Source organism: Cytobacillus gottheilii (genome assembly GCF_900166665.1).
Taxonomy (GTDB): domain Bacteria; phylum Bacillota; class Bacilli; order Bacillales; family Cytobacillaceae; genus Cytobacillus; species Cytobacillus gottheilii_A.
The window spans coordinates 3455176-3478083 of record NZ_LT800494.1; the positions used below are offsets into that span (position 1 = coordinate 3455176).

Consider the following 22908-nt stretch of genomic DNA (forward strand, 5'->3'; position numbering starts at 1 on the left):
GATGGCACATAATGCCCTCCCGATTTTTTCAATAAATCACCTGCTTCTCCGCTCAACCAAATTAATCCCTAATCCCATTCCGACAATCCCGATTAAAAGCATGATTAGCAATGACATCGTTATGTCAGCTAACCCAGCATCATAAAAGATTACATTCATGATGGCATCCATTGCATGGGCCATCGGGAATAGATCCGCGACAAACAGCAGTACTGGATTAGAAATCGTTCCTGGCATCATGTAGGATCCACTAATCAGAGGAATTAGCGGTATGATGGATGGATAAATCGCATAAAACTGTTCTGGTGTTTTTACAAAGCCAGTAATCAGCATAGCAATGCTGATCATGCTGAATACAAACAGAGCAGATGCGAGTATGATCAGCCAAAACTGATTTCCAAGATCATACTTCAGCACGTATTTAAACAATAATAGTACGGCAACAATCTGAAACATGGAGATAAAGAAACTATATAAGATGTACCCTGTATACATTTTGGTTTTGCTGATCGGTGCAAGAATCATACGGTCCCAAACACCGGATACTTTATCATGTGTTACATTATTTACTCTAAAGCCAAGGATAAAGGTGGCAATTAGAAGAGTAAAAGCAAACATTAACTGTGTTCTCATGTTATAGTCTGTCATCTCTTCATTATTAAGCCCGACCTTTTCCATTTGAACCGGGCCTGCTTGCAAGTACTTTTCTATATCATCTCTTGTCAGTTCATTTCCTTCTAAGTCTGTAATTGCACTGATCTCCGCTTCTCTCTGAAACACGGAATGAACATGCTGCTGCATATATGAAACATCTGTTATTTCATCACTCGTGATGATCTTATAGTCATTCTCCATTAACTTTACAGCAGATTCAATATTACCTTCTTCCAAATCTGCTTTTACCAGCACCGAATCGGCAATGGTGAATTCCAAAGAGCCGTCAGTATTCAACAGCTTCTCCCATTTCTTTTCGATTTGATCAGCATTTGCTTCTTCACTATAAATGACAAAAGAAGAGGGGGAGTTAGCACCGCCTGTAAAAATGATGGTGGCCAATACACTGCCTGCTATTAATAAAATTAAGAATAAGGGCACTCGCCGATCCTTTGCAAATTGCGCCCATATAACAGATCTCATCATTTCGCATTCCCCCTTTTCGGATACAGCAGGATTCCAATAATGACAAGCAAAAGAAAGAATCCTATAAGCAGCAGACCAGGGAGTAAAATAGAAGATACTGATTCATTTTGCACCCAATCTGTATAGATGACTAGCGCGAGGCCATTTGGTGTCCATTCCCCAATTTGCTGAAGCCAGTTTGGCAGAATATAGACTGGAACAAAGCCGCCCCCAATTGCTCCTAATACGATCACCACAAACATAAATAAACCATTTGCAGCATCAATATTTTTCACTCTTAATGAAACGGAAGTAAAAGCGGCAGATAGGCCGGCAATGGACAAAGCTATTAACGTAATGATGAACATTAAACCTGCCCAAAATGAAGCAGAACGGTCAGGAAACACATCTAATAGGAAATTGGAGGTGAGAAGCACGAATAATAGCTGAATCCAAGCTAAACAAAAGGTTGAGACCATCTTCCCCATTAAAAATTGTGTTGGATGTGCATTCGATATATATATTCGATTCACAACCTGCTGTCTGATTTCTTCACCCGTTTTGATCGCGACTGTTGCTGCTAAAAACAAAGCAAAAAGCGCCCCCATGGTTACTGCATAATATTGTGCAACAGTAAGTGTAAAGGGTGTATGAGTCTCAACTGTCTCAACCCCTCCTTGCGGCGCATGCACAATGGCGTTTTCAGACCCTTCAACCTTTGATAGTGCAAACTGATAATTCAGTTGATCGATAAACCCATCAATTACATTAAATAAAATGTTATTTTCATTTGTATTGTTTTCCAGTTTATAACGCAATTGGGCTGCCGGAGCTTCGCCTGTGATCGAAGAATATAGTGTTTCTGCTGTATACCCGTCAGGTATCACAAGAATACCGTCCAGTTCGCCATCCTCAACTCTTTGATTGGCTTCATCCTCATCCAATTTCTGAACAGTCACAAAGTCTTTTATTTCTTCACTATTAAAATAGGTAAACAATTGATCCACAGGCTGCAATGCATACATATTTTCTGAAACAGCTAGAGCATTCGCTTCTGTAAAAGATGCCTCATTGACCAGCTTTTCCTGTAAAACCGTCATGGCTTCCTCTTGTTCGTCCTGATTCACAATTCCCAATTGTAAATCCAATTGATTATCTTCATCGTCACTCATAACCCCAGAAAGAGCAAAATTCAACACGATAATAAGTAAAATCGGGAGCAGCAGTGCAATAAGTGTTTCCTTGCGATCACGCCAGAAAATTAACAAATCTTTTTTAATAAAATGACTCATTATGCCCCTCCCTCCTAGTCTCTTAAAGTGCGCCCAGTTAAATGTAAAAAGACATCCTCAAGGCTTGGTGTTTCTGTATGGAAATTAACGATCTGCAGATGATGTTTCTCAGCGAGATGAACGAGATTGCTAATAAGGTTGGTGCCCTTTTTCGCAATAATTTTCAATTGCAGATTTGAGGCTTCGACCTTGCTGATTCCTTCCATTTCCTTTACTTCCTCAATAAACGATTCATCTAAATGGTTCAACTCTACTTTGTTTGTATCCTCTGAAGATAAAATACTGAGTAACTCAAGTTTTGTTCCAGCAGCAATGACGGCACCATGATCCATAATGTACAGTCGGTCACAGAGCTGTTCAACTTCCTCCATGTAATGACTTGTATATAGAATAGTAGTGCCCTTCTCTTTATTCAGATTTTTGACCGTTTCTAAGATGTGGTTCCGTGATTGAGGGTCAATTCCTACGGTTGGTTCATCAAGAATGAGAATTTCCGGCTCATGCAGAAGTGCCGCCGCAATGTTAATTCTGCGCTTCATGCCGCCCGAAAAAGTTTTGACGATTCCTTTTTGGCGATCCTTCAGCCCAACCATTTCAAGAGCATCCTGAATTCGATTCTCCAGCTTCTGCCCTTTCAAATTATAAATGGAGCCGAAAAAGCGTAAATTTTCATAAGCGGAAAGCTCCTGATATAAGGCAATTTCCTGTGGAACAACGCCTAATACCTTGCGAAGTTCATCTGGTTTACCAAGCGTATTGACCCCATTTAATTTAATCTCACCGCTGGTCGGCTTTAATAATGTAGACATCATTGAAATAGTTGTTGACTTCCCGGCTCCGTTTGGACCTAATAAACCGACTGATTCACCCTGATCTAAATATAAATTAACGTTTTGCACGGCTTTATTTCCTTTAAATGATTTGCTTAAATCAACCGTCTCAAGCATCTAACTTCCTCCTTTTTTTGGCTCTGAAAAGTACTGGCACCAATTGGCACAGCAGCCTTACTGCTCTTGATATTTCTAAGTATAAAATAAAAAAACCAGCGTCAATACTGACCCTAGTCATTCAAGGAAAAGGACATTGTTACTTTAGTCATTTTTTCTTTTTCGCAACTCGTTTTGCCGAAGTGCAGAGTATAATTTTGTGTTTTCCAGCCAAAAATTTTGTTAATCATAGGCTTTTTATAAAATTCGTCCGATTTTCTGGTTTTCAGTCGAGTATTAATTGGTTTCTAATAAAAATTTTTCGCTTCCGAGCAAACAAATTCGGTTTCCTATCAAACAATTTGCGTTTCCTATCAAACAAATTTAGTTTCCTATCAGAAATTTTCAGTTTCCTATCAAACAAAACCGCCTTCCTATTAAAAATTTTCATTTCCTATCAATCAAACCCGCTTTCCTATCAAAATTTTTCATTTTCCTATCAAACAAACCCGCTTTCCTATCAAAAATCTTCAGTTTCCTATCAAACACACCCCTACAAGCACCTAACTCACCAAAATACAACTAACTCATACAAGCCTGCTTCGAATCGCATAAATCGCCAGCTGTGTCCGGTCTCTTAGTTCTAATTTATCCAATATATGACTGATCTGATTTTTAACCGTGCCAACAGATAATCCTAAACGATCGGCAATCTCCTTATTGTTTAAGCCTTCGCCAATGCATTTTAAGATGCCTCTTTCTCTTGGTGTTAAATCCGGATGTACGGATTGATCCTGTTCATTCTGCAGCAGTGCAGGCACGACTTTGGCCGCAACCTGCCCTTCCAGTGAAAGGGCGCCTTTTACTGAGTCTTTAATGGCTCTCAGCAGTGATTCTGTATCTCCATTTTTAAGCATATAGCCGCTGACGCCTAGTTTTAAGGCATCCATTACATACTGTTCGTCATCAAAAGTTGTGAGCATTAAAATTTTCATATGCGGGAATCTCATCCTAAGAATTTTTGCTGCCTCAATTCCATCCATCTCAGGCATGCGGATATCCAGGATCGCTACATCAAAATGATGTTTTTCGCATAACTCGACTGCTTCCTTCCCGTTCCCAGCTTCTCCTTTTACTTTCACTTCCGGATCCGTTTCAATCATGGCCTTTAACCCTTGCCGAACCATCACTTGATCTTCTGCCAACATTACTTTAATCATTTCTCCCACTCCGATCAGTCAATCGAATAACGCCTCTTATCATAAATTCTCTTTCATTGTTTACTACTTCTAATATACCTCCGACTTTCTCAAGACGGTCTCTCATGGCCTTTAAGCCATAGCCTTCTTCAAAATACACTTTCTCTGCAGTGGCATTTGATACCTCAAAGCGGAAAATGCTTCCGCCTGGTGATTCAAATAACACCTGTGCATCCTTTGTATGTGCATGCTTCATAATATTTGTAAGACCTTCCTGCACAGCCCGGTATATGGCAAAGGATTGTTCTCCTGTTAGCGGAGCAGCAAAGGCGCCATGTTTTACAATGAAATTTATTTTCATAAAGCTTTCTAATTCCAATTTGCGGATCAGCCGAATGACACCTTGCAGCCCTCCGACTTCTCTGTCTTTGAAGGATCGGACAGCTCTTCTCGTCTCTTCCAGACTCTGCTGTGCAAGCTCCTTTAATGCGGCAATTTTCTCTTTATCCTTTTCTTCCGCACTTAACCGAAACACTTCAAATTGCATGACAAGCGCTGTTAGTTTATGCCCAACTGAATCATGAATTTCATGACCAATTTGCATTCTCTCATCTTTTCTTGTCTGCTCTTCCTCTGTAACAAGCAGTCTTTTCATTCTGCGATATTCATGCTGCAGGGCATCGTTTCTCTCCTGCACTTCCGAAACTTTTCTATGTAATGTTTGATAATAAAGGAGAGCACAAATTACAAGCAAATAAATGAGGCCATACCAAGCAAAACTTCCTGCAGTAAGCTGTGTCTGTAAAAATGTAAAGTACTCTCCCCCGCTTATAATCGCAATAATAAGAATACTTTTTAGACGCGATAAGTAAAAGACAGCTTCAGCCATAATTAATATTTGTATTAGGAGCATATACCGGGGAAACCCATCACCATCAGGGTAGAAAATAAATACACTTAAAACACCTTGCACACAAAAAATAGCAGTCTGCAGCCATTCCCTGTCCTTAAAGAGAGGCAAAATAAATACCAGCAGCAAAAAGAAAGAAACACTGCCAATTTGCCATTCATTTAAGAACGGGTATAAGTCAATGAAGGTAAAAATCCAGACAATGCAGTGAAAGGCTAACCAAATTAAATACGTTTTTTTCATCTATAGGCTCCCAAAATTGTCATATTATTTACCATAATTATACTCGTAATGAATGGCTAAAGCACTCTCTTAATTGCAAATGAAAAAACATCTCCGTAAAAAAGCTTCCAATCCGTCAGACATATGCAGACAAATTGAAAGCTTAAAGGAATTATACAAACATACGATAAACCAGCGGCAGCAAAATGGATGTTATAATGGCAGCAACACTCATCGCCACACTCGCAGCAGCACCTTGAAGACTGCCCTCATTCAACGCCTGACTTGTTCCAATTCCATGCGAGACTGTCCCAATTCCGAGACCCCGTGCAAGCGGATCATGAATACGGAAAAAATTTAATATAGTCGAGCCCATTATAGCTCCAATGATTCCAGAAGCAACAACAAAGGTAGCCGCTAAGGTAGGATCTCCATCTAAAATTTTTACTGTATCTATCGCAACTGGCGTCGTAATGGCCTTAACAGCTGAGGCTGTTTGAATGGTCTCAGAAAGATTTAGCATCTTTGAAAGACTGACTGCAGCAAGGATAGTCGTACATGTACCGATCAGGATTCCACAGAAGACATTCCAAAACTTCTCACTGATGATCTCCCGGTGCATATACATTGGAACAGCGAGTGCTACTGTTGCTGGTCCAAGCATATAGGTTATGATGCTTTTGGATGTCCCATATTGATCATACGAAATATCAAATAATAAGAAAAAAATAATCATAAACGCAGATGCTGTTACAAGAGGAATCGTTATTGGAGATGGAAATTTCTTCGCGAATTTTCTTGCTGCTATGTATACTACAGCAGTCAGACATAAACTAAACAGCGTCAGAGTGTTCATGCTCCTTCACAACCTCCCTCTCTTTTTTTGATAAAAACTGCGATGCAGCACCTGTAGCAATCATGCCAATTAGCGTACTTGCCACAATCATAACAAGCAGCTGAATTCCGCTCGCTTTGATTAAATCTCCATAAGACATCAGCCCGATCACAAAAGGCAAAAACAAGAAGGTCAGATGTTTTGTTAAAAACAATGCACCTTTTTCAATTAATTTTAAAGAGATGATTTTCTTGGATAAAGCAAAATATAAAAGCAGCATTCCCAACACACTGCCGGGGATCGGCAAGTGCAATAACGAAACGGCATACTGAGAGCAAATATAAATCAGCCAAAGAATCAAGATTTGCCCTAAAAAAAACACTGCATTTTTCACAGTTTTCATCCTTCCATATAACTTAACGATTTTAAAAAAGTTCGCATAAACAAAGAAATACCTACAGTTAGGTATTTTAATAGAAAAGACTTCTTTCTTAAATGATACCTATTTTACAGCCTATAAATAGTTGTATCAATGACCTCCTTAAATATTTACAAGTATTTTAGTTCATTCTCCTATAAAGGTCCCTAACAAATATAGGTATATAACCAGGGCAAATACCCTTGAAGCTGAATATGTTGTCAATGTATTCATAATAAATAAGACGATGATGGAGGATCCCAAGTGAACAACCCTTATACACAGATGGTTTACCCAAGACAGATGGAAGCATCAATGCAGCCGAAGCAAGTCATTGTTGTTGAACCTTATGTTTACGCAGCGATCAGTTCTTTAGTTGGAAAACGTGCAGTTGTAGAAACATCCCGAGGCAGCGTATCAGGTACAGTTCTTGATGCAAAGCTTGATCACATCGCCATTCAAGAAGCTGAATCAACCTTCTTTATCCGCCTTTGTGAAATTGTATGGATTATGCCCGAATAAACAAGAAAAGCGGAAGCGCCTTGCTCAGCCCCGACAAGCATAAGACGAGATGGCTAGAAGGTTGTTCTTTAACCTTCTGGACAGATTGGCTTATGACCTCGAGGGGCTAGGCGCTGCAGCTAGACAGAGATTCACTTGCAATTAAATTTATTCACAGTGAATTTATCCTATTATCCCTTATAAAACAAGAAAAAATCTGAGGAGATGAAAATATGTACCGTCAAAACATGCAGCCTATGAACATGATGCAGCAGCCTGAACAAGTAATCGTAGTGGAGCCATTTGTGTATAATGCAGCAAGCTCCCTAGTTGGAAAAAGAGCTGTTATTGAAACATCTAGAGGAAGAATTTCAGGTAGTGTAATCGATGTTAAACCAGATCATATTGCCCTTCAAGAGCACGATTCAACGTTTTTTGTTCGCCTTTGTGAAGTGGTTTGGATTATGCCGGATACGACTCGTTAATAGATTTCTATTCTATAGGAAATTTATCTTATTTATAAAAAGGACCTAATTGGTCCTTTTTGCATTTACTCATTGTGTTCATAAATAAATAAACCATTAATCAATGATTCAAAATCAGAGGCGAGTTCAAGTATAAATATTTCATCTGTGTATTCTGCATCTACGTATATAATTGGTGGATTTTCTTTTGTTTCTCTATAATCCAGCGCAACCCATGAATGGCCGTCTCCGCATAACAGAACGATATGATTTGGAAGTCCCCATTCGTCTATATAGTATTGGTTGTCCAGAATCCCATCTTCATTAACGCCTCTAATGTGATCAACTGAAACATGATCGTCAGCCCAGCTTGTTGGAACAAGTGTGGGAAAGGCATCATACTCCAGATAGCCGCCATTTTGAATGCTGCATAGTTCAATATAAGATTTCGGCAATTTTACTCCTAGTTTAACTTCTGCTTCCTGCACCTTTTCCGGTGTTAACGCTGGCAAGCTTTCATTCCGGTAACTCCATACGTTTCTTATCATATTTCCTGCTCCTAATAGTCCATTTTATTGTATTGGTTCTGGGTATTTACTTATTATGATGGAGTCCAAATCGTATCAAATCCATTCTTAATCGAATAATCATAAAGCATGATCATTTTTTTCGATTTATAATTCTCCATCCAGTTTGTTACCACTTGATCTTCTTTCTTGTCATTCAGCTCAAGATTCCGCTCAATAATGAATTCAAGATAATCTCTTTTTGGCAGTTTGTCACTCTTTGAAGTGTTGCATTTATTACAGGATAGTACTAGATTCCAAATTTGATCTGATTGCACAAAAGACCAAGGTATGAAGTGATCCACATGTGTTTCTCTTGTAATCCCGGTTAACGGCTTACAACAATAAAAACAATCCGCACTAAAATACTCTAACAGGATTCTTTCAAATGGACGCAGTGAAGACCGCTTGGCAATGCTCTCAACCTTGCCTAACAGATAATTTATGCTTGGAACTTCATTCAGCTGTTCAATCATTGCTGCCAAATGATAGTTCGTCAGATTAACTATCAGCCTTTGATAATTCAGCATAAATCCATGTACAGCTGGACTTATTCTCAGGATTTCCTGCCGGTGATCAAACGAATAAAAACTTCCCCTTGTATCTCCATAAAGCGCACCGTAAACATTTTCTTTCATTGTAGACTTAATTTTGCTTACGAGTTTGATTTGCAAGTCATCGCTGATTTTATCGAAGATCATTTCATCAGGAATGGCATGATTTGTCTGTGTTTCCTTAATCAGCGTCACAACTCTGGCCGTTTTCCCTCTATTTTGGTGGATTAATTTATGTTGAACAATTAAGTTCCAATAAATCTTTGTAAAAGAATAGGCTAATTGATTGTAAGTTAACTCAAAATTGTCATTGACCATATATAAATTCTCAATTAATGCTTTAATTAGAGCATACTTATAGGTAGAAGATTTTACAGATTTCGTTGATAAGACGACAGTGAGTATTCTCCATATTTCCTCGTCGGTTATATATGTTTCTCTTAGTTCTCCTACCTTTAATTTATGACTCATTGCGTTTCCTCCAAAAAAGCCCCGGATGCCTTGCGATTTAAATATTTTTTTCTTATCTATTTACTTATCTTAATCCTCTACATCTATAAGAAAAATCCGTTCCTGAAAACTTCCCTTTTCTTCTGCCTTCTTTTGACGAATTTTTTCAATTTCGTCTATGTCAGCACCGTGAACGATCGCAAGACTATGGATGATTTCCAAAACATCTGCCAGTTCCTCTAAGGCGTCTTGATTATCCCCAGCTATTTGATATTCGCTGATTTCCTCATTTAATTTCTTTTTCAACTCAATAATGTATTCATCTTCACTTAACCGTTTTGTATGAAAATCCTTCGCTGTGTTATTAATAATAGCTGGTATTTTATCTCGGACAAGTTTGTTATATAAAGGCATGAAGAACCTTCCTTTTATTCCTTTTACAACTTATTTTAACAGTTATATTCTGGGAAGAAAACACACTCTCCATTATGTTATTAACCTTTTTAGTAAATATAGAGAAAGGGAGGATTCTTTCCTCCCCCCTACTTGGTTTAATCTATTATTCTGTTACAAAATCCCCTTGAATAGGTTCCTCACCACTCGCAAACTGAATGCGCAGTGATTTGGAGTTAAACAGATCTTGCGTATCCATCACCTGAAAATGTATATGTGCTTCTGAAGAGTTGCCTGAATTTCCGCAAAGTCCAATAACTTGACCTTGTTCCACAGCTTCTCCTTCTTTTACCAGGATGGAAGATTCTTTGAAATGAGCCAGCATACTGTACTCTTCATGCTCATGTTTTATAACGACATAATTGCCTGCTGCCTCTTTTTCATTCATTTCACCTGGAATATTATCTGCTATATTGTTAACCACTTTCACCACTGTACCATCTGCCGGCGCAGTTACCTCTTTGCCAAAGGCATAATAGTTTTCATTCCTCGCTGGATCATCCTGATATGTAACATGTTCCTTCATTATGACTAAATCATAGGCATAACGCTGAGATTCGTATAAATAGTGATAATTGATAAATTCATTCGTTCCGCCCCAGAATACAAACCATTCATCATTAATCGGCATCACATATTTATTCTTCGAGTATGTGTTATCCTTTTCTGGAAACGTATTATAAGGCTTGATTAAAAGGCTTTGAATAATATCAGAAGAGTCAAATGCAACACTTATTGCCTTTTCCTTGCGCTCATCAATCCAAACATATTGTGTGACAAACCCAAGATGAGAAGTAGATTCGAGATGAAAGCTTTCAACATTGCTATTAAATGATTCCACTAGCTCGCTAAATTGCTGGAAGCTTACTAATTCTTTAAATTCATTACTGCATTGTTCATAGATGACTTCCGGTTTTCCATTAAGAAACATTTCACCAAAACTTTCGGGAGTTACAGGTTGATCCGTTCTCATTCTATTCATCCCTTCAGTAAATTAGATTTCTATGTTATTTCACGGCTGCATGACTATTCTTACGGGTAAACGGTCAGGCAGGTTTCATTGCAGATAAAGAAAATCTACCTAACGGAAAATAACACTTATACTACATTTCGGCGAGCGTTCCACTCCGATATTCATTTATACATTTGATCGTATAAAAAAAGCTTATAACTATTGAAGGTTCAATAATTATAAGTTCCTTATTTTTTATAAGATGGTTCTTCTCACCTGTCTCACATAAATAAAACGAACAATTAAGAAATAAATCACTTGAATGACTGTAAAGCTCCCCAATACGAGGGCTGATTCAGTCGTCAGATTATAATTGAAAAGATGTGATAATGCTGTGAGTGCCACAGCTCCGTGAACGAGTGCAACCACGATCGGCGAGAAAAAGAGCAGTGCCACTTGGCGGTTGACTACCTTTTTCAGTTCCTTTTGAGTCAAACCAATTTTAGCGATAGCTTTGAATTTTCTTTTCTCCTCATCCAGGTCCGTAAACAAGCGAAAATACAGGAAACTCCCAGCAGAAACAAAGAACACGATTCCAATAAACAGGCCGATAAAAAGAATTGGTCCAAACGTTTTATTGATTTCATAAATAGAATAATCAATAGGATAGGCTTTATGCTCTAAGTGTTCGTTCAGTTTCCTTCCCGCTTCGATGATCTGTTCTTCCTGTGCATCTTTAGCTGCCCATACAGCACTTACATCACTTCTAACCGGCTCTCCCAGTTGCCCATAGATACTGTCATTAATAACATAATACGGATTGTATATATCTAACACAGCAGATTGAATAATAGAGCTTGGGATAATTTCTCGACCGTCTTGAATTCGAATCTTTTCTTTCATCATCATTTCGTCAGTTTTTGTGTCTACCGTTAAGATGGCCTCACTCTGACCAACAACAATTGCTTCTGTTTCTGCAGGATGAAGCTCTTCTTTTCCGGTTAATGCGGCAAAGCGATTGTAATCAGAGGCTTTCACAATGTGTACTGAGCTAATCTGTTCAGAGATATGAAAAATTTCCTCATCCATTGTTTCACTAACAGCCTCAATATTCTCTTCTTCCAAGATCGCATTTATTTTTTGAATATCCTGCTGAATGACGTCTTTCGTATCATCGCCCCATGGACTATACGTAACATCGTATAGTGTATGATTCTTTACATCTTTAGTAAGAATTGACTGAAAGCCATATAATGAACCGATTGCACTAAAGGCTACCGTTGAGATAATGGCTACTAAGAAGAATGTTCTTGCATTATCCTTCATGCGAAAGGACAGATCTGAAAACAGAAGCATATTTGTTTTCTTCCAAAAGATTGATTTATTCTTTTTCAATAGACGTATGATAAAAACACTTAACTGTGTAAACAAGAGATACGTTCCTATTACGACCACCAAAATTACGGGTATCATTGCATATACAACGAATATCCCTTTAACATGTACAGCTGTCACATATCCAGCAATTAAAAGAATGGCAGCTATAATGGAAAGGAAAACAGAAGCTTTCGGCTCCCCCTTAGATTTCTTATCTCCTTTGATTAAATCAACTAGTTTATTCGTACGAAGAATAAAGGAAACAAAAATCGATATAAGAAAAAAGAGTACCAGAAAGCTGCCAAATGTTACAGCAATCGCCATAGCAGGAAAGTAGAAATGAAGGGATTCTTCAATAATTAATACATTTTCTGCAATAAGCAAAATGAACTTCGCAAAGATTAATCCTCCCAGTATTCCGCCGACTGTTGCACAAAAACCAATCAGGATATTTTCCAAAAAGACCATCAGGCGAATTTGCCGATCAGAAGCCCCCATCATGATTAACAAACCAAACTCCTTCTTTCTCGACTGCAAAAAAGAACTCATCGAATACAAGACGAAAAAGAAAGAAAATACATAGATAATTCCGCCCGCAACCGCCATTCCGAAAATGATATTTCTATTAATATCTCCTGCGGAAAAGGCAGGGTGAAAAGCAAAAATAGCAAAGGTGAAAAACACCATAACCGTAAACATGCTGCTTAAGAAGTACGCAATATACAATCTCTTATTGCGAAGCACATTATTAAATGCGAACTGACGAAAAGTCATGATCATTGCCTCCCATCAGCGAAAGCATATCAATGATCTTTTGGAAAAAGGCTTGCCTGCTCTCCCCGCGGTGGATCTCTGAATGAAGTTTTCCGTCACGAATAAAAATAACCCGGTCAGAATAACTCGCAGCTTGCGGATCATGAGTTACCATTAACAAGCTTGTTTCTTGCTTTTTGTTAATGTTCCCCAGCATATTCATAACGTCCTTGGCAGCCTTTGAATCCAGGTTCCCTGTTGGCTCATCAGCCAGCAGCAGCTTAGGCTGATGAATCATTGCCCGGGCAATAGCTACACGCTGTGCCTGCCCGCCTGATATTTCATATGTCCGTTTATTCATAATCGGTGTGATCCCGAGACTTTTAGCCATTTCCTCTGCTTTTTCCTTCATTTCTTTTACAGAAGCACCGTCTAATGTGAGCGGCAGCACAATATTTTCTTCCACTGTTAAGGTATGCAAAAGGTTAAAATCCTGAAAAACAAAGCCTAATTCATTTCTGCGGAACTTTGCCAGCGCATTTTTCTTTAATCGATGCGGGTTTTTCCCCTCGATTTCTATATTGCCTGTTGTAGGTGAATCATTCGTTGAAATAATATTCAGCAGGGTCGTTTTTCCACTTCCAGACGGTCCCATAATCGCCACAAACTCGCCTTTGTCTATCTCTAAATTGATATCCGTTAAAGCACGGTACGCTACTTTTCCTTCGTAAACCTTGCCCAAATTTGTAAGTTTAAGCATAACCAATCTCCTCTCATTTTCTTTCTAGTTGAAGTATAGCCTGTATCTAGTCAGCTATACGATCGATTATGCTTTCACGAATCTTACATTGATGTAAGGTTTTGTGTTGGTGAAAAAATAATGCGAGTGACCGTCCCTTCTCCTTGAACAGATTCCAGCACAATCTCATGCTGAAGTTTTTCAGCTACTTCTTTTACTAGATACAAACCCATCCCCGTTGATTCACGATATTTTCTGCCATTTTCCCCGGTGAAAAATTTACTGAAAACCCGTTTCTGATCTGCAATAGGAATTCCAATTCCAAAATCCCTTACCTCCAGAACACATTCTCCTAACTCTTCGTAGATCGAGATCTCAATGTTTCCTGCTTGTCCAGAAGAGTACTTAACGGCATTATGTATAAGTTGTGTTAGTAAGAAGAACAGCCACTTTTCATCTGTTGCGACGGTGATGTCTGGTCTTTCTTCTTTTACTTGCGGATATACCGCATTACGAATATAAAAACGTTTGTTATCTTGATTAACCTCATGAACCAGTTTAGACAGCACAACTGGCTTTATATGAAAATCCTCTGCAATTGTACGGAGCCTTGCCATATAAAGCACCGTATTTAATCCATTCCGCATTCTGTCCGTTTCTTCGCGAATACTTGAAGATTCAGGTTCATCTAAGCTTTGGGCTGTTAACTCAATGACCGAAAGCGGTGTCTTCATCTGATGAACCCAGCGATCCATAAATAATAAATGCTCATCCTGCTGATCTTCAGCTTTTCTCAGCTTCTCTTGATATAACTGATATTGTGATAGAAGCAACTGATCAAGCGCTTCTGAAATAGGTGAACGATCGGTTGTTTCCAGCGAAGCATCCAATGTTTCCATTGAATTCTGCAGCCGCTGATAAAACTTCCTTCTGCTACCATATTGATAAATTAAATATCCTGATAAAAATACAATGGATAGAAAAATAGAATAAATGCCTACACCAATCCCACGGTAACCATCCAGCCAGAAGAGAACAGGAACGACCATACATTGAATAAGTTGAATTACAATTAAGAGCAGGTGCTCGCGCAGAAATAACTTCATGATTGCCCCTCATCCCACGTAATGCGCAGCCGGTATCCTGCCCCTCTAACCGTTTCAACTGCATCTGTAATCCCAATTTCCTCAAACTTTTTCCGAACCCTGGTGATATTGACATTGAGCGTATTTTCATCCACATAAACTTGATCATCCCATAGCTTTTCCAGCAAATCCTGCCGTCCAGCCACGCGCGGATAGCGTTCAAGCAGATGTTCAATAATATCGTTTTCCTTTTTGGTTAATGTCGTTTTCTTGCCTTTGAATTGAAGTTCCAATCGCTCGGGGTACAAATTAAGACCCGCCTCTGATAAAACTCTTTCTTCATATTTAGCCGCATACTCTCCATAGGCCCGGCGCATTTGGCTGCGGATCTTCGCCATGACAATATCCGGATGAAATGGCTTTGTAATAAAATCATCTCCGCCATTTTCAATTGCCATCACTTGATCCATCTCGCCTGTCCGTGCAGAAATAAAGATCACAGGGCAAATCGATTCCTTTCGAATCTGCCTGCACCAATAATAGCCGTCATAACTTGGCAGATTAATATCCAGCAGTAAAAGATTGGGCTTTACTTCCCGGAAAATGTCTATAATCTTTTCAAAATCTGCGGCGATATTTACTTGATAGCCGTACTTTTCTATATATGAACTTAAATATTCAGCAATTTTTTGATCATCTTCAACAATCATGATTTTTTCCATATTATGGTATCTCCTTTCCACAAGATAAATTTACCATATTAGTTTTGCCTGAAGCTATCTATTATGGCATTCCAAGAATACCTTACAAAGGCATTTTTTATTACATATATATAAATAAACGCCAGGTTAACGAATTCCAGCGTTTAAAGAGGAAGGGACAAATCGAAATTAATATTTCTAAAACACGAATATTCAATATCTTAGTTTCGGTATTTAATCAAGACCGTTCCATTTCACTCATGTAAATAAAATATATTTTATAATTATAAATAAAAAACCGAATGATTAGAAAGATGCCTTCCTTACCATTCGGTTCAATAGGTGTGTTAGTTACTTATGTCCCAGCCTCATTCTGCAAAAACTTGATCAATTTTCTCCCGGTCATAATCTAATATCCATTCATTATAGCTTTCATATATGCCCCGAATGGTTTCTGGACTTGCTGCAAGCAAATCACAGCCGCGATCATCATAAACGTGAAAGATTGTTTTTTCCGTAATGTTAATAAAATAGACGTAATGAAATATCTTTGGTTTCAATGCCATATCCTGATTACAGATCGCCTTTAACAAAGGAATGTAAGCTATATCCTCAGCTTTACATTTTAAAGTAAATCGATAGGTCTTATACTCCCTTTCTTCATCATCTTCCGGGAAAACAAAAGGAATAGCATTCTCCTTTAACTTATACAGTACAGATTTCTTTTTTATATACTTAGAAAAAGTATTTAACTTCCGCTTAAACACTTCGCCTTCAGCATAATCATGTACATCCACTACCATAAATAAATCATCTGCAGGAGCATGTACTGTCTTAAACAAGGCGATTGCTCTGTCGTACACGCTTCTTATATAGGGACAATTTTCATAAATGTTGTCAAATTCATAATCTGCCCCTAATTCAAATCGGATGCCAACATCCCAATGGTAAAAAAGCGGCGGTCTCAGTCCTAAGCCAGAAAAATTTGATTCCATGAATTGGTCAACTTGCATCTAGCATCCTCATTTCTTTTATGCTTCTTATTTAATTTCATCTATAATCGTATTGTTTTCCATCCAGTCTTCTAAAAATCTATTAAAAAGATTAGGAACAGACAAAGGAGCTGAATGGCCAACCTTAGGAAAAATAATTCCCGTAACATTCGGATTGCTGTGTGTCATCTCTTTCATTGAATCCTTCATTATTTTTTTCTCTTTTTCACCAACCGTAGCTAATATTTTGTGTGGATATGTATGGAACGATGAAGGGATCGTAAATGAGGCATTATCATTCATGACTCGCAAAAAAGCATGTTTATTAATCTGAAGTATTTCCTGGTAATACTCATTAAAATACTGATCACTTATATCAAGCGCTTTAGCTTGTGCTTTAGCAAATGTTCGATTCTTCACCAGCGGCAAAGCCATGATCATGGTTTGGTTCAGCATATTGGCAAAAGGAATTCGCTTGACCAAAGCACTATTAATCATTGCATATTGAATTAGATCTTCCTTTTTTCCCAGCATAGATATCAACACTTGTGATCCTAGAGAAAACCCCACCGCTGCCACCGTTCTTCCTTTTCTTTTTTCTTCAATCAATTCAATCAGATTGTCTGCTGCAGTATCAATCGAGAATTTCACCCCATCTCCTCTGCTTTTTCCATGCTCGGGCAGATCTGGAACCAAACAGTGATAACGCTGGGAAAAATAAGCTACCTGCTGATCCCACATCCAGCCGCTGACTCCGCCCCCGTGAATAAAAACAATCATTTTTGAATGTTCTGCGCCGTATTCCTTATAGTACAATTTGTTCTCCCCCCGGGATAGATTGGTTTCCCCTACTATTTCACCAGGGTTTCCAACTTAATATGTATACCAAAAAGTCTTATCTGCAATATCTTGGAATTGGTCTGCTTTACGAAAATGCATCAGGATATCCTTTTGATTGGTGCCAGTATATTCATCATCATCAACATTATAATATTGAAAAACTTCAACCTGGTAATCCCCATTAGGTATTTCAATCCTATATTGAGAGCAATTTCGGTCTGGCACTTTATGATTTTCAAATTGTGCTGCCATCGTAATGCAATCATAATCAACTAAGAACAGCTGCTCGTATGTCACTGTGATAAAACCCGAAGCTTTACGGAAACAAGACTGTTCAATATTCTCTTCTTCTGAGTCAATTAATACCTCAACATTCCAGGAGTGCTCAATTCCCTCTGCTGTCATTTGAAAAAAGAGGATATGTCCATTTCTCATTTCTTTGGCAATATGCTTAAAGAGTAAATCATCAACATGCCAATCTTCACTGACAAACGACTTATATTCTTCCGTATTTGCAACACCTATGAAATTCGTATCGCCAAATTTCATGACAAAATTCATAGCTAGCCCTCCTAGATATACATTTTCAGCTTTCCACTTGGAAATTGTTACTAATAATTAAATAATAACAAAATTAGGTGCTCTTGTAATTTGATACGGAAAATTCTCTATAATCAAAGAGCTGTTTCTAAATTAATGTAATTGTTAGGAAGATTCATATAGAAATACTATATAATTTTCATAAATACAGCAGCCTTTTTTAATGTAGCTAACTGCACAAAAAAACGCGCTGAGAAAAAAAGAGGTGTCCAGATGACAAATGAAAACAGTATATCCATCCGGGAACTAACCACTCAAAAAGAATGGCAGGAAGCTTATCCAGTCATGAAGCAATTAAGAACTCATTTAACAGAGGAACAATACCTTGAGTTAGTAGAGGAAGCAGCAGAAAAGGAACAGTATACATTAGCTGCCTTATACGTAAATAACAAAATCGCAGCTCTTGCAGGATTTATGCCAATGATCACTTTATACAACGGAAAATCCATCTGGGTTTGTGATTTAGTAACAGATTCTTCACACCGTTCCAAAGGGTATGGTGAAAAACTATTAAACTATGTACATGATTGGGCAAATGAAAAAGGATTTAATATCGTCTCCCTCTCTTCTGGTCTGCAAAGAGAGGATGCACATCGGTTTTATGAAAATAAGATGGAATACGATAAGGTTAGCTATGTATTTTTAAAGAGACTTTGATGTAAATTGCATAAAAAAGGCGGCGGAAATGAAATGCATCCGCCACCTTTTCCTATTTATGAACAATATCCTCTCTTAATGCCGCTACTTTCTTCAGCGCCTCATTGATATCTTCTTTCTCGACGCCAAAGTGCGCAAGTGCATCATGAAGATGTCTCACAACCGCTTCAAAATGCGCCGGCTGTATATCCATATCTTCATGCGCTTTTTCCATGGATCTTCCTGAATATTGATTTGGTCCTCCTAAGGCAAAACTGATAAACTTTGCCTGATGCTGGCGCTGCTGTTCCATATCAGTATGTTTAAAATAGTGATTGACTGACTCATCTTTAAGTACAAGCTCGTTATAAAAATAATCCACTACCTTTGAAATTGCTTCTTCTCCGCCAACTTTTTCGTATAGTGTTTTTTCCATGGTAACACTCCTATCAAAATTCTTATACTATCATTTTCCACAATGTTAAAGGTGTTATTCCTTTTTGGGAGCAATAATATGAAAAGAGTGGAAAAATAGTGAAGAAAAGAGCGAATACCATAAAGAAACGATAGAAACCAGTATGAATTATGGGATCATATTAATTGAAATAGCAGATATCCGCCGTTAATTAGGAAATATTCGCCGTAAAAAAAATATATCCGCCTTTATTATTGATTTATCCGCCGTTAAAAAATTTTATCCGCCAAAATTGCCCATTTATCTGCCAAACTCCAATCCGCTCACGCCTACACAACAAAAAAGCCAAGCACGGAATATCCATCCGCACTCGGCCTTCAAAACGAACTGCTATTAAATCACCTGCAGCCCCGCTTGATTCAAGAAGTTCCAAGGTTTGTTGTAATGAGGCTGGAAGAAGAAATCAACAAATCCAAGCTCATCCATTGTCATCTTATTCTGAATACAAACTGATAATGTGTTGATTGATTGAGTCACGTCGATTTTAGACATAACCTGTGCTCCAACAATACGCTTTGTATCTTCTTCGTACACAACCTTCAACTGTACCTCTTCATAGGTTGGCATAAATTCTGGACGGTCATGCTCAACGATTGTGACACTTTTCACATTCAATCCCATACGTTGAGCTGATGCTTCTGTTAAGCCTGTTGTTGCAATGTTTTGATCATATATTTTAATGCCTGATGTTCCTTGAGTTCCCATGTAGCGAACAGTTGGTTTTACCAGGTTTTTAGCTACAAGCGTTCCCATTCTCACCGCGTTTGTTGCAAGCGGAATATAAGCATATTCACCTGTTGGGTTATAGCGAATCGCACAGCTGTCCCCAGCAGCAAATACATCTTCATTGCTCGTGCGCATATACTCATCGACTTTAATCGCGCCATTTGCAAGCATATCAATCTGCCCTTTTAACAAGCCAGTGTTCGGCTGGAATCCGATACAAAGAATCACAAGATCTGCTTCGTATTGACCATTCGCTGTTTGAACGGCAGATACTTTGCCATCTTCCCCGACAAAACGATTAACGGTTTCACCCAGCGCTAACTGAACGCCGCGGTCAGTAAAGTCCTTTTCAACAATTCCTGTAAAAGATTCATCTAAATACTTGCTTAAGATTCTTGTTTCACCGTCAATAAGCGTTACATTTTTCCCGCTCATTTCGAATGCTTCTACAAGCTCAATGCCAATATAACCTGCCCCTACAACTACAATATTTTGTGCATCCTTCGCCTTTTCAATGATTGTGTTCGCATGATGGAAGTTTTTGCAGAGCAATACATTCTCCATATCAATGCCTTCAATCTTTGGAATAACAGGCCAAGATCCAGTCGTCATGACGAGCTTATCAAATGTGTCTGTCACTTCTTTGTCTTCTGTCAGATTTCTTGCTGTGATCTTTTTCTCTTCAACATTAATATCCACTACTTCATGCTTCATCAGCATCTTAACGCCTAGCTCCGTCAATTCTTCTGGAGAACTGTAAAATAAACCGTTTGGATCTTTCACAACGCCGCTAACATGCAGGGCAATTCCGCAAGATAAAAAGGAAATATTATCGTTTCTTTCATAAACTGTAATTTCAGCTTCTGGGTAAAGCTTCACCATATTTGATACCGCAGCAGTTCCAGCATGTGTACATCCAATAACAGCAATTTTCATTTATGTGTTCCTCCTAGAGTTTATGTTTGTTAAAAACTTCACATATTATTTGTGATTTATTTCACATTCAACCTTATGAACTCATTATAAGACATCTATGTGAAATAATCAACATATTTTGTGATTTTTATCACATACTATTCAAAAGCTTGTCATAATAAGCTTTCTAAGCATTATACTCCATTAGTTAGCCCGATTTTCATAAAAAAAACACAATATTTTGCTGCCAAAAAATCTGCTAAAGATTACACCTTCCAGTCTGCTGGTTAGCACTCGAAAGAATGGAAAAGCTAAGCAAGCAGATTCTTTTACAGTTTTACTGATTTTACATATGATTACCTCTATACCGCTTTAAATAACCAACTAAGGAGATTAAAAAGTATGACTAATAAAAACAACTCACTGTTATCTTCTTTTACCCTGCCGAATGGCATAACTCTGAAAAACCGTGTAGTAATGGCACCAATGACCAATTTTTCTTCCAATCAGGATGGAACGGTTACGGATGCTGAAGTAGAATATTATGCACGCCGCTCATCTGGCGTATCAATGGTCATTACGGCTTGTACAAATGTAACGCCAAATGGCCAAGGTTTTCCTGGGGAATTTGCTGGCTATAGTGATGATTTTATCCCAAGCTTAAAGCAACTAGCTTCAGGCATTAAAGAACAAGGCGCAAAAGCCATTCTGCAAATCTTCCATGGCGGCAGACAATGTCCTCCTGATTTAGTAAATGGAGATGTGGTAAGTGCGAGTAATATTCCTTCAGAAGGCGAAGGAAATCCAGTTCCACGCGGCCTATCTGAGGCTGAAGTGGAAGAAATGATTGAGGCTTTTGGTGAAACAACTCGCCGCGCAATTGAAGCTGGTTACGATGGGGTTGAAATTCACGGAGCAAACGGCTATCTGATTCAGCAATTCTTCTCCCCGCATTCAAACCGCAGAGAAGATCGCTTTGGCGGCAGTCTTGAAAAACGAATGACGTTCCCTCTTGCTGTCGTAGAAAAGGTAAAAAGTGTGGTAAAAGAACATGCTAAATCTCCATTCATTGTAGGCTACCGCTTCTCGCCAGAAGAGCCGGAAACACCTGGGATTACAATGGATGACACTCTTGCTCTTGTTGATAAATTATCAGATCAAGGTTTAGATTACTTGCATGTTTCACTTCAGGACTTCCACTCAACACCAAGACGCGGTGTTGATGATCTATCGAAAACACGCATCGATTACTTATTAGAAAAAATCGATAACCGTGTACCTTTAATTGGAGTTGGTTCTATTTATAGTGCAGAGGATGCAAAGAAAGCATTCGCAACAGGCGTTCCGCTTTTAGCATTAGGCAGGGAACTGATTATCGATCCAGATTGGGTACAAAAAGTAGACGCTGGAAAAGAAGATGAAATTGTGACGGAGATCGATAAAGATCGCCAGAAAGAACTTGTTGTTCCAGATCCACTGTGGAATGCAATCATCAATACACCTGGCTGGTTCCCGGGAGTATAAATCATATGGGCCGTATAAATACTTTGCGAGATGTATTTATACGGCTTTTTTATATTTAAGGATCTCTAAGCCCAAATTTTTCAGACAACTTGCAAATGTTTTCCAATTGAATAATCTATCAAAGAAAATTTCCTTTGGAGGTTAGCACAATAATGGAAAACATGTATAGTCAACAGCCTCACCTTGCATGGCATGAAACATTAGAAATTCATGAATTGACGGCTTTCCAATCAATCGGTTTAATGAAATTGAAAACAGCATATGGAAAAGTGAAAGATCCTGCATTAAAAGAATTATATGAACAAGCTATTAATGGGCTCAGCGCTAATATTAGAGAGCTATTGGAATTTTATCCTCTGGCACCAAGAGAAGACGATGAAACGGACGAAATTCGTGAAGATTTATTGCCATTCTACGCAGGCGATTTATTGGCTCTTTTTAAAACCGGTGTCCGTAATTATTCTATTGCCATCACTGAAACAGCTACACCAGCTCTCAGAACTGTATTGAAAAAGCATTTAAACAATGCGATCGATACACATGCTAAAGTGTTTACTTATATGTATGGAAAAAGTTTTTACCCTTCATACAACTTAGAAAAGTTATTGCAAAATGATGTGAATCTGGCTAATAAGGCTTTGCAAAGATCTTTATAAATTGCCTATAAAAAACGAGGAGATCTCC

Annotated in this window: 25 protein-coding genes; 5 read left to right on the forward strand and 20 right to left on the reverse strand. The window is 38.3% G+C overall.

Going from position 1 to position 22908, the window contains the following annotated elements:
• Nucleotides 1–36: 36 nt before the first annotated feature.
• The 7 genes from B7E07_RS16915 to B7E07_RS16945 form a co-directional block, all read right to left on the reverse strand.
• Nucleotides 37–1140, reverse strand: a complete 1104-nt coding sequence (locus B7E07_RS16915; RefSeq protein ID WP_257391480.1) for an ABC transporter permease — start codon at nt 1138–1140, stop codon at nt 37–39.
• Nucleotides 1137–2411, reverse strand: a complete 1275-nt coding sequence (locus tag B7E07_RS16920) for an ABC transporter permease (RefSeq protein ID WP_080847743.1) — start codon at nt 2409–2411, stop codon at nt 1137–1139. Before B7E07_RS16920 ends, B7E07_RS16915 begins: the two co-directional genes overlap by 4 nt.
• 14 nt (nt 2412–2425) lie before the next feature.
• Nucleotides 2426–3358 carry an ABC transporter ATP-binding protein gene (locus B7E07_RS16925; RefSeq protein WP_080847745.1) on the reverse strand — a complete coding sequence of 311 codons (933 nt, stop codon included), beginning with the start codon at nt 3356–3358 and terminating at the stop codon, nt 2426–2428.
• Between the two features lie 566 nt (nt 3359–3924).
• Nucleotides 3925–4557: a response regulator gene (locus B7E07_RS16930; RefSeq protein WP_080847746.1), complete on the reverse strand. Its 633-nt coding sequence runs from the start codon at nt 4555–4557 to the stop codon at nt 3925–3927.
• A complete protein-coding gene (locus tag B7E07_RS16935) occupies nt 4550–5689 on the reverse strand; it encodes a sensor histidine kinase (RefSeq protein WP_080847748.1) in 1140 nt (379 codons plus the stop codon). Before B7E07_RS16935 ends, B7E07_RS16930 begins: the two co-directional genes overlap by 8 nt.
• Before the next feature lie 151 nt (nt 5690–5840).
• The gene (locus B7E07_RS16940; protein ID WP_080847750.1) at nt 5841–6524 is read right to left on the reverse strand and encodes an LrgB family protein; all 684 of its coding nucleotides are present in this window, start codon (nt 6522–6524) and stop codon (nt 5841–5843) included.
• Nucleotides 6502–6906 (reverse strand): CidA/LrgA family protein, encoded by a 405-nt coding sequence (locus tag B7E07_RS16945; protein WP_080847753.1) that lies wholly within the window; start codon nt 6904–6906, stop codon nt 6502–6504. The genes B7E07_RS16940 and B7E07_RS16945 overlap by 23 nt, the downstream gene beginning before the upstream one ends.
• A 279-nt stretch (nt 6907–7185) precedes the next feature.
• Here B7E07_RS16945 and B7E07_RS16950 point away from each other — a divergent pair, with 279 nt between their 5' ends.
• A complete protein-coding gene (locus B7E07_RS16950) occupies nt 7186–7443 on the forward strand; it encodes a YuzF family protein (protein ID WP_257391481.1) in 258 nt (85 codons plus the stop codon).
• 212 nt (nt 7444–7655) lie between these two features.
• Nucleotides 7656–7907, forward strand: a complete 252-nt coding sequence (locus B7E07_RS16955) for a YuzF family protein (RefSeq protein WP_257391482.1) — start codon at nt 7656–7658, stop codon at nt 7905–7907.
• Nucleotides 7908–7972: 65 nt separating this feature from the next.
• Here B7E07_RS16955 and B7E07_RS16960 read toward each other — a convergent pair whose 3' ends face one another.
• The 11 genes from B7E07_RS16960 to B7E07_RS17010 form a co-directional block, all read right to left on the reverse strand.
• Nucleotides 7973–8434: an SMI1/KNR4 family protein gene (locus tag B7E07_RS16960; RefSeq protein ID WP_080847754.1), complete on the reverse strand. Its 462-nt coding sequence runs from the start codon at nt 8432–8434 to the stop codon at nt 7973–7975.
• Between the two features lie 53 nt (nt 8435–8487).
• Nucleotides 8488–9477, reverse strand: a complete 990-nt coding sequence (locus B7E07_RS16965) for an HNH endonuclease (RefSeq protein ID WP_080847755.1) — start codon at nt 9475–9477, stop codon at nt 8488–8490.
• A gap of 69 nt (nt 9478–9546) precedes the next feature.
• Nucleotides 9547–9870, reverse strand: a complete 324-nt coding sequence (locus tag B7E07_RS16970) for a nucleoside triphosphate pyrophosphohydrolase (RefSeq protein ID WP_066448293.1) — start codon at nt 9868–9870, stop codon at nt 9547–9549.
• A 145-nt stretch (nt 9871–10015) separates the two neighbouring features.
• Nucleotides 10016–10882 carry a M23 family metallopeptidase gene (locus B7E07_RS16975; protein ID WP_139785651.1) on the reverse strand — a complete coding sequence of 289 codons (867 nt, stop codon included), beginning with the start codon at nt 10880–10882 and terminating at the stop codon, nt 10016–10018.
• A gap of 234 nt (nt 10883–11116) precedes the next feature.
• Nucleotides 11117–13012: an ABC transporter permease gene (locus B7E07_RS16980; protein ID WP_080847759.1), complete on the reverse strand. Its 1896-nt coding sequence runs from the start codon at nt 13010–13012 to the stop codon at nt 11117–11119.
• Nucleotides 12987–13751: an ABC transporter ATP-binding protein gene (locus tag B7E07_RS16985; protein ID WP_080847762.1), complete on the reverse strand. Its 765-nt coding sequence runs from the start codon at nt 13749–13751 to the stop codon at nt 12987–12989. The genes B7E07_RS16980 and B7E07_RS16985 overlap by 26 nt, the downstream gene beginning before the upstream one ends.
• An 83-nt stretch (nt 13752–13834) precedes the next feature.
• Entirely contained in the window at nt 13835–14836 is a 1002-nt protein-coding gene (locus tag B7E07_RS16990; RefSeq protein WP_080847764.1) for a sensor histidine kinase, read from the reverse strand.
• On the reverse strand, nt 14833–15537 hold the full coding sequence (locus B7E07_RS16995) for a response regulator transcription factor (protein WP_080847767.1): 705 nt from the start codon (nt 15535–15537) through the stop codon (nt 14833–14835). Before B7E07_RS16995 ends, B7E07_RS16990 begins: the two co-directional genes overlap by 4 nt.
• A 347-nt stretch (nt 15538–15884) precedes the next feature.
• Nucleotides 15885–16529 carry a DUF3885 domain-containing protein gene (locus tag B7E07_RS17000; protein WP_139785652.1) on the reverse strand — a complete coding sequence of 215 codons (645 nt, stop codon included), beginning with the start codon at nt 16527–16529 and terminating at the stop codon, nt 15885–15887.
• Nucleotides 16530–16556: 27 nt separating this feature from the next.
• Nucleotides 16557–17324: an alpha/beta fold hydrolase gene (locus B7E07_RS17005; protein WP_080847770.1), complete on the reverse strand. Its 768-nt coding sequence runs from the start codon at nt 17322–17324 to the stop codon at nt 16557–16559.
• A gap of 57 nt (nt 17325–17381) precedes the next feature.
• Nucleotides 17382–17897 (reverse strand): hypothetical protein, encoded by a 516-nt coding sequence (locus tag B7E07_RS17010; protein WP_080849245.1) that lies wholly within the window; start codon nt 17895–17897, stop codon nt 17382–17384.
• 336 nt (nt 17898–18233) lie between these two features.
• On the opposite strand from B7E07_RS17010, the gene B7E07_RS17015 reads away from it, so the two are divergent.
• Complete coding sequence (locus B7E07_RS17015) at nt 18234–18605, forward strand: GNAT family N-acetyltransferase (RefSeq protein WP_373886077.1); 372 nt, start codon at nt 18234–18236, stop codon at nt 18603–18605.
• A gap of 52 nt (nt 18606–18657) precedes the next feature.
• On the opposite strand, the gene B7E07_RS17020 is transcribed toward B7E07_RS17015, so the two are convergent.
• The gene (locus B7E07_RS17020; RefSeq protein WP_080847778.1) at nt 18658–19020 is read right to left on the reverse strand and encodes a group I truncated hemoglobin; all 363 of its coding nucleotides are present in this window, start codon (nt 19018–19020) and stop codon (nt 18658–18660) included.
• A gap of 372 nt (nt 19021–19392) precedes the next feature.
• Nucleotides 19393–20721 carry an FAD-dependent oxidoreductase gene (locus tag B7E07_RS17025; protein WP_080847780.1) on the reverse strand — a complete coding sequence of 443 codons (1329 nt, stop codon included), beginning with the start codon at nt 20719–20721 and terminating at the stop codon, nt 19393–19395.
• A 381-nt stretch (nt 20722–21102) separates the two neighbouring features.
• Here B7E07_RS17025 and B7E07_RS17030 point away from each other — a divergent pair, with 381 nt between their 5' ends.
• Complete coding sequence (locus B7E07_RS17030) at nt 21103–22224, forward strand: NADH-dependent flavin oxidoreductase (RefSeq protein WP_080847783.1); 1122 nt, start codon at nt 21103–21105, stop codon at nt 22222–22224.
• Between the two features lie 152 nt (nt 22225–22376).
• Nucleotides 22377–22880: a spore coat protein gene (locus B7E07_RS17035; protein ID WP_080847785.1), complete on the forward strand. Its 504-nt coding sequence runs from the start codon at nt 22377–22379 to the stop codon at nt 22878–22880.
• Nucleotides 22881–22908 lie beyond the last annotated feature (28 nt).